This is a genomic window from Psychrobacter sp. DAB_AL32B (assembly GCF_002224105.1).
Taxonomy (GTDB): Bacteria; Pseudomonadota; Gammaproteobacteria; order Pseudomonadales; family Moraxellaceae; genus Psychrobacter.
This window is the reverse complement of the sequence record NZ_NEXU01000216.1, coordinates 1-205: the sequence shown is the minus strand read 5'-3', so window position 1 is coordinate 205 and position 205 is coordinate 1. Positions and strand designations below refer to the sequence as shown.

Sequence of the window (205 nt, the reverse complement as noted above, 5' to 3'; positions counted from 1 at the left end):
GCTTCTGGTAATGGCAACTCATTATAAGTCTGAGCCTTATTAGCAGCCTGTGCCTGTACCGTTAAGCAAGTGAGCGCTATCCCAACAGCGATATTTAGATAATGCTTAGTGGTTTGAGGTATGTTATATTTTTGCGCACTGAGAAGGCTTAAAGACTGGCGCTGCGGAGTAATATTGGAAAACATAAGTATCCTTTATTCAACTG

At 41.5% G+C, this 205-nt stretch carries 1 pseudogene; it reads right to left on the bottom strand.

The features are described 5' to 3' along the window. Positions 1–185 (bottom strand): annotated as a pseudogene (locus CAN34_RS14010) (phospholipase); the annotation flags it as partial. Positions 186–205 lie beyond the last annotated feature (20 nt).